At 39.4% G+C, this 6,271-nt stretch carries 8 protein-coding genes; 6 read left to right on the forward strand and 2 right to left on the reverse strand.

Going from position 1 to position 6,271, the window contains the following annotated elements; all coding sequences use genetic code 11:
* The first annotated feature begins 262 nt into the window (after window positions 1-262).
* Entirely contained in the window at window positions 263-2,086 is a 1,824-nt protein-coding gene (locus CAG57_RS15870; RefSeq protein ID WP_161431147.1) for an ATP-dependent nuclease, read from the forward strand.
* Between the two features lie 92 nt (window positions 2,087-2,178).
* Here CAG57_RS15870 and CAG57_RS15875 read toward each other — a convergent pair whose 3' ends face one another.
* Window positions 2,179-2,496 (reverse strand): CcdB family protein, encoded by a 318-nt coding sequence (locus CAG57_RS15875; RefSeq protein WP_154116302.1) that lies wholly within the window; start codon window positions 2,494-2,496, stop codon window positions 2,179-2,181.
* On the reverse strand, window positions 2,496-2,741 hold the full coding sequence (locus tag CAG57_RS15880; RefSeq protein WP_099609954.1) for a type II toxin-antitoxin system CcdA family antitoxin: 246 nt from the start codon (window positions 2,739-2,741) through the stop codon (window positions 2,496-2,498). Before CAG57_RS15880 ends, CAG57_RS15875 begins: the two co-directional genes overlap by 1 nt.
* Before the next feature lie 243 nt (window positions 2,742-2,984).
* Between CAG57_RS15880 and CAG57_RS15885 the strand changes: the two genes are divergently transcribed.
* The 5 genes from CAG57_RS15885 to CAG57_RS16200 all read left to right on the forward strand — a co-directional run bounded on the left by CAG57_RS15885 (window position 2,985) and on the right by CAG57_RS16200 (window position 6,193).
* Entirely contained in the window at window positions 2,985-3,251 is a 267-nt protein-coding gene (locus CAG57_RS15885) for a BrnT family toxin (RefSeq protein ID WP_010320360.1), read from the forward strand.
* Window positions 3,238-3,480 carry a type II toxin-antitoxin system BrnA family antitoxin gene (gene brnA / locus CAG57_RS15890; protein WP_004397278.1) on the forward strand — a complete coding sequence of 81 codons (243 nt, stop codon included), beginning with the start codon at window positions 3,238-3,240 and terminating at the stop codon, window positions 3,478-3,480. The genes CAG57_RS15885 and brnA overlap by 14 nt, the downstream gene beginning before the upstream one ends.
* An 832-nt stretch (window positions 3,481-4,312) precedes the next feature.
* A complete protein-coding gene (locus tag CAG57_RS15900) occupies window positions 4,313-4,771 on the forward strand; it encodes a DUF2127 domain-containing protein (protein ID WP_161434018.1) in 459 nt (152 codons plus the stop codon).
* A gap of 156 nt (window positions 4,772-4,927) precedes the next feature.
* A complete protein-coding gene (locus CAG57_RS15910) occupies window positions 4,928-5,506 on the forward strand; it encodes a hypothetical protein (protein WP_161434016.1) in 579 nt (192 codons plus the stop codon).
* A gap of 153 nt (window positions 5,507-5,659) precedes the next feature.
* Complete coding sequence (locus CAG57_RS16200; protein WP_237665884.1) at window positions 5,660-6,193, forward strand: hypothetical protein; 534 nt, start codon at window positions 5,660-5,662, stop codon at window positions 6,191-6,193.
* Window positions 6,194-6,271 lie beyond the last annotated feature (78 nt).

The raw sequence follows: 6,271 nt of genomic DNA on the forward strand, positions 1-6,271 counted from the left end.
GTTGCCACGCAAATTCTACTGGGTTACTGCTAACTTTTCATGTAAGTTAAACGATATTTGGCAATGTTGTTCTTTGTAATGCTTTGAAATGGTTAGCAAAGTTACATAACAAAGCATTCAAGAGGGACAGTCAACGCTTGGCATTTTTGGTTTGGTTGAGCATTTGAGGTTACGGCTGGTTAGTTTGAGTTTAGTTGTTTGCGTTGCCTGCCCCTTAATGCGGCGTTATGTCACTTTAAGTAGTACGTCAGTAGGTAAAAGAATGAAATTAAAAAAACTAATAATTAACAATTTTCGTGGTATCGGATTTGCTGAAATTGACCTTGAGAACTTCACTACTCTTGTTGGGCCAAATAATATCGGTAAATCTACTATCCTCAATGCGATACACCTAGTGTTGGATAACAAAAAACCAAAATTAGAAGACTGGCCTTCTCAGCAAGCGTCAGAAGAAGTTATGGATATTATCTGTGAATTTGGTGACCTCGAAGATTGGGAAAAGAGAAAGTCGTCAATTTCAACTCTGTTACATGAAGACTGTTTAAAAGTAAAAATGTCAGCGTGGTGGAATACTGAACAAACCGATTATTCTTATGAATATGCGGTGTACTGCGTTGAAACGCAGTACCCTTGGTCAGATCTGAGCCATTCTAAGGCTAAAGTCGACGAAATATGCAAACCAATTTTAAAAAAACTAGGTATTACAAAAGCCGGTGAATACAACGAAAGACAAGCTGATTTGGTGGCTTACGTTGTCGAAAATTCACCTGAATTGATAGTATCGTCTGAAGATTGGCATGTTAAAAAGTTTGCCAATTCCTTACAGCAAGCAGTACCTCACGTGATGTATGTTCCAGCAAGTTTTAAAATAGAAGATGAGTTGAAGGCTACAAATAATAGTCCTTTCTCGTTCTTATTTACTAATAAGCTCTTTCCGAAAGTTAAAGGAGATGAAAGCTATTCAGCTTACATCGAAAAAGCTACGGAACTGCAAGATAAGTTAAAGGGAAAAGCTGAAGATGGTTCTGAAATTGAGGGGTTAGGGGATGCCCTCGGTGAGGTATCAAAAACACTTAACCAGATATTAGACTTTGACTCTAAGGTAAAACTCGCTGTTGGTGACATAGATGTTGAACCTTTGTTTATGAAAGCTGCTACTTTCTTAATTGATGATGAAATAGAAACAAGTTTGCAGTATCAAGGAAGTGGTGTGCAGAGAGCTTTAGCATTTGCAATGCTAGAAGCAAATGCAGAGGTTGAGTCATCTGTTCAAGGGGAGCAGAGAACAGTTGTGGTTCTATATGAAGAACCAGAGTTATATATTCACCCTCACTTAATGCGTAGACTTAAAAATACTCTGCAAACACGCTCAGAGTCACCTAAGTGGCAGGTTATCTGTTCAACACACTCACCTTTCTTGATTAATATTGCTGACAAACCCGAATCATTGAAACTCATAAAGAAAAATGCAGGAAATGCTCGTGCTGTACACCAAGTATCCTCGACCATTTTTGAAACTACTGACGATTACAACGAAAGAGATATATTGAGGGCTGCGTTAGACTTCCATCCAACTGTTTGTGAAAGCTTATTTGCAAAAAGAGTTGTGATTGTGGAAGGGGATACTGAGGTGGCAGTCTTTAGTATGATTTCCGAGCTTGCGGAGAAGCTAGGTGTTCAAGACAGTCTTGATAAGGACACTACAGTTATATCTGCGGGTGGCAAATGGACAATTACTGCCTTGGTAAAGGTATTGAATGCACTACAAATAGATTATCGTGTGATTCACGATACTGATCGTAAAAACCTTACTGATGCTGAGTTGTTAGAGAAAGCTGCAATTCATCCATTCAAGGCCAATGCAAAAATTGCTTCTGTCGCAAATGCGGATAGTGTTTTCTTAGTAGATGATACTTTTGAACATGTTTTATGGGATCAAGTTGAGGGTGAAAAAGCTAAATCAACTGATAAGCCATATAACTCTTGGAAACGTGTTCGAGATTATATTGATGGTAAAGTTGAACTAACGGCAAGGTGTGAAGCGACTTTAAAAGAGATTGTGACATTTGCATTTGCAAAACAGTGACATAACAAACGCTTCAAGAGGGATTCGTAAACGCGTGCCATTTTCGCTTCGCTTCAATTTTGGCACGCATTCACTCACCCCTTAAGCGGGCGTTATATGCCAGTAATCAGAAAGTCGATAGCTGCAATGATCTCATTTCTGAAAGTACTTAGCTCATTCACTGGCTCACGTAAAATCTTGGTCGGGACACTGGCCATTTGGTGAGTTAAAATTACAAAGTCACCTTGATCAATATGGATCACTGGGCATAAATGATTCGGCGCTTTTTTATCCAATAACTCAACGGGTGTTAGCGGAATAACTAATCGAGTATTCAGTGTATCAAGTAACTCACTTTGAACATCAACAAAGTAAGGGTATGCCGTTGAAGTGCTTTTATCGTTATTTTGGTATAGCGAAAATTGAGACATTAGAATACTCGGTAAGAATCGGAAAATAGACCGTGATTTTCAGTAAGTTCATTACAGGCATTAATAGCTTCTGCATTTTGCTCTAGCCATTCAGTTTTAAGGCGTTGTTTTACTTCTTTTTCAAGCGCCTTTTCCATTGTGGCTGAAAGATTAATATTAAGGCGCTTGGCCTCAGCGAGCAACTCACTGTTTAGAGTTAAATTTGTCGCCTTCTTTGGTGCTTGTGTGCTGTATGAGTTTCTCATGCTGCCTCCAGTGCGTATGTAAAGTGCGCATTAAGTATATGCGTGTAAAAGGCATATAACAAGCTGCTCAAGAGGGATTCGCAACGCGTAGCATTTTTGTTATGCATTTGGTTTAGTGTTTACAGTGCTATGCGGTGAGTTGGTAGTTGCGTTGCTCACCCCTTAGCAGGGCGTTAGCCGTTTTCATAATCATTAGCCAAAGTGTAAGTTGCAAAATGAGTAAAAAGGGTGTAATTTTTACTCATGACGAAATTCGAATTTGATGAAAATAAAAGCAGGTCAAATTTTGAGAAACATGGAATTGATTTCTATACAGCTCAAGGTTTGTGGAATGACTCTGATCTTATCGAGATCCCTGCAAACACAAGTGATGAACCTAGGTATTTGGTTATCGGCATGTTAAATGGTAAGCATTGGTCTGGCGTCATTACATACCGTGGACTAAATATTAGGATCATTTCAGTCAGACGTTCACGTAAAGCGGAGGTGAACTTATATGAAAGCGCATGAGTTTGATGCCAAGTTTGAAAGTGACGATGACATTTTAGGTGATCTAGATTTATCTAAAGTTAAGCGTCCAATGCAAAAGCAGAAACGGGTAAATGTTGATTTCCCCGCATGGATGTTAGATTCACTAGATCGTGAAGCTAACCGAGTAGGTGTTACACGACAGTCGATTATCAAGATTTGGCTAGCTGAAAGGCTTGAAAATGTAGCTCATCACCACACTTCAAACTAAACGGCTAACAAACGCTTCAAGAGGGACAGCCAACGCGTGGCATTTTTACTATGCGTTGGTTTTTGTGGTTACGGTGCTATGCGGAAAGTTGGTAGTAGCGTTGGCTGCCCCTTAAGCGGGCGTTATGCTTTATTGAGACTCAGCAAAATCAATATATAAATTTTAATGGGAAAACTTAGTCTGATTTAGACATTTTTGTATTCTAATTTATTGATATTATGAGTTTATTGTTCTTTTTGGTGGCGATTGAAAGTTGAACGATGCTTGTGTTTTGTCGGTCAACTCTGCTCTGATAAATTGTGTACGCAAAAGGTTCGATTGTCGCTGAAATGTCTCTTTCTTTGTTGTTGCTTGTCCATTGATTCCATCGGCTATTTCGCTTCAGCATGTTTGGGATCTCATGAACATCTTGCTTGCTGAAAGTGTTTGGTTAGCGCAAGTTTATCGGCGAATATGCGTTTTTGTCCGGCTCTGCTCTGATAAATTGCGTGCGTAAAAGGTTCGATTGTTGCTGAAAGGTCTCTTTCTTTGGTGTTGCTGGTTCATTGATTCCACAGGCTATTTCGCTTCAACTTATTTGGGATCTTATCGGCACCAATGATTGCTGAAAGTAGGCAAGTTTATCATTTTGAGTTAAAGTGCTCGTAACCAATAAATGTTGTAAAAGTTCAATATAATCAATAAGTAATAAAGCATAACAAACGCTTCAAGAGGGACTTCCAACGCGCGGCATTTTCATTATGCGTTGATTTTGGTGGTTATGGTGTTATGCGGAAACTTGGTAGTAGCGTTGTCAGCCCCTTAAGCGGGCGTTAGGCTCAAAGAGGTTAATATGACATCAACAGTTGGTCTTAAAGCAGTGGCAGTTTTAGAGGGGAGTAAAGGTTTACTCTCTCTTATCGTTGCAATTGGTTTGCATTTCCTTGTTGGTGATAACTTGCAAGAATTAGCTGAATCGATAGTAAAACATGCTCATTTAAATCCAGCGAGTCATTTGCCGAATATTTTTATAACAGCAATCAGTGATATTTCAAATATTAATATAAGTATCATTGCGTTAGGTGCATTAGCGTACTCATTAATTCGCTTTGTCGAGGCGTATGGTTTATGGAAATCATATGGCTGGACAAAATGGTTTGCTTTGTTGAGTGGAGCAGTTTATTTACCTTTCGAAGTGTATGGAATCATTGTTCGTCCAAGTATTTTAGGGGCAAATATTTTCGTTCTAAACATCATTGTTGTGGCTTACATGGCTAGAGTTGTGTTGTTAAAAAACGAGTTAAAACAATAGGCAAGTGATTTGAGCCTAACAAAGCATTTAAGAGGGACAGCCAACGCGTGGCATTTTTATTATGCGTTGGTTTTTGTGATTACAATGTTATGCGGAAAGTTGGTAGTAGCGTTGGCTGCCCCTTAATGCGGCGTTAGGGTAATTGTTGGAAGTCGTATGGATGTTGAAGTTCGAAAAATATCAGGCCACATGTATGGCCTTGGAAAATACCTATTGGCTCACGGCATAGAGCATGTGATTTTTACTGGCATGAGGAATCCATTTTGGTCATCGATGGGTGTCTTACATGTTGCTCAGGCTGCTGAGATTTTAATAAAGTCGGCAATTGCTCAAGAGCATCCGCTGTTAATCTTTACAGATTTGCCGAAACTATCTCAAAATACCGAAGAACGGCTTACGACTTCTCAGTTGATGGCAAAAGCGAAAACTGTTCAATATAGTAAGCTTCCGGATTTGTTATGGGCTGCTACTGGTTATGAAATCAAGTATCTCGATGTTTATAGAGAAATGGGTGAACAGCGAAACCTTATTCAGCATTTAGCTGTACCTGATGATGATTTCAATGATCTAGTATTCCGTTTTTGTATCCAAGTTATCGATCCTTTAATGGTGCATTTTTTTCACGAGCATTTCTTGGATAATTTGGATTTTGACGACCTCTACATCTATGAGGACAACCTTTTAAGTGACTCAATAGACGCTACGGGTTTGAAGTACGAGGGTAAATTACCCTAACAAACGCTTCAAGAGGGACTTCCAACGCGTGGCATTTTTATTATGCGTTGGTTTTTGTGGTTACGGTGTTATGCGGAAACTTGGTAGTAGCGTTGTCAGCCCCTTAAGCGGGCGTTATGGCGCAATTTTGACTTTAGTTTTTTGGGAGGTTTCTTGCAGGAGTTTTTGGCTTATTTAGGTGGAGCATCAGTCATTGTTGGTTTTCTTTCATTGTTTTTTCGGCAAACGATCGAAAGAGTTCTGTCAGAGTACATTTCATCAAAAGCAAAGAGACGCAATTACGTTTTTGAGCAAATTCACGCCAGAAAGATTGAATCAATTTCAAAGCTATATGAAGCGTCAGTTCAAGCTTCTGATGCTACATCATATGTAGTAAGGATGCAGGGTGAGCTAGAAAAGGAAAGGGTGTTGAGCTTGGAATTAGACGTTAAGAAGTTTGCCGAACAATACAGACTTGCTAAGCTTTGGCTCTCTGATGATATTTGCAATCTTGTAGACCAACTTCTTGACCAGCATTCAGCCTTTTATCAAGTTGTTAGAGGTTATCAGCTCAAGCAAAGTGGTTTAGGTAAAACACTCGATTCTAAGATGCTTGATCTATGGATTCGTGCGGATAAAGAACTTCCCTTGATCCAGTCGAAATTATGTGAGGCTTTCAAAGCGGAGTTGGCTAAGATTTCGCCATAACAAACGCTTCAAGAGGGACTTCCAACGCGTGGCATTTTTATTGTGCGTTGATTTCGGTGGTTACGGTGTTATGCGGAA

The sequence above is a fragment of the Vibrio sp. V30_P3S12P165 genome (assembly GCF_009904905.1).
Taxonomy (GTDB): Bacteria; Pseudomonadota; Gammaproteobacteria; order Enterobacterales; family Vibrionaceae; genus Vibrio; species Vibrio fujianensis.

Excerpts from the sequence above, each read along its gene's own strand:
- CAG57_RS15870 (WP_161431147.1), top strand. The coding sequence starts at position 263 with ATGAAATTAAAAAAACTAATAATTAACAATTTTCGTGGTATCGGATTT.
- CAG57_RS15875 (WP_154116302.1), bottom strand. The coding sequence starts at position 2,496 with ATGTCTCAATTTTCGCTATACCAAAATAACGATAAAAGCACTTCAACG.
- CAG57_RS15880 (WP_099609954.1), bottom strand. The coding sequence starts at position 2,741 with ATGAGAAACTCATACAGCACACAAGCACCAAAGAAGGCGACAAATTTA.
- CAG57_RS15885 (WP_010320360.1), top strand. The coding sequence starts at position 2,985 with ATGACGAAATTCGAATTTGATGAAAATAAAAGCAGGTCAAATTTTGAG.
- brnA (WP_004397278.1), top strand. The coding sequence starts at position 3,238 with ATGAAAGCGCATGAGTTTGATGCCAAGTTTGAAAGTGACGATGACATT.
- CAG57_RS15900 (WP_161434018.1), top strand. The coding sequence starts at position 4,313 with ATGACATCAACAGTTGGTCTTAAAGCAGTGGCAGTTTTAGAGGGGAGT.
- CAG57_RS15910 (WP_161434016.1), top strand. The coding sequence starts at position 4,928 with ATGGATGTTGAAGTTCGAAAAATATCAGGCCACATGTATGGCCTTGGA.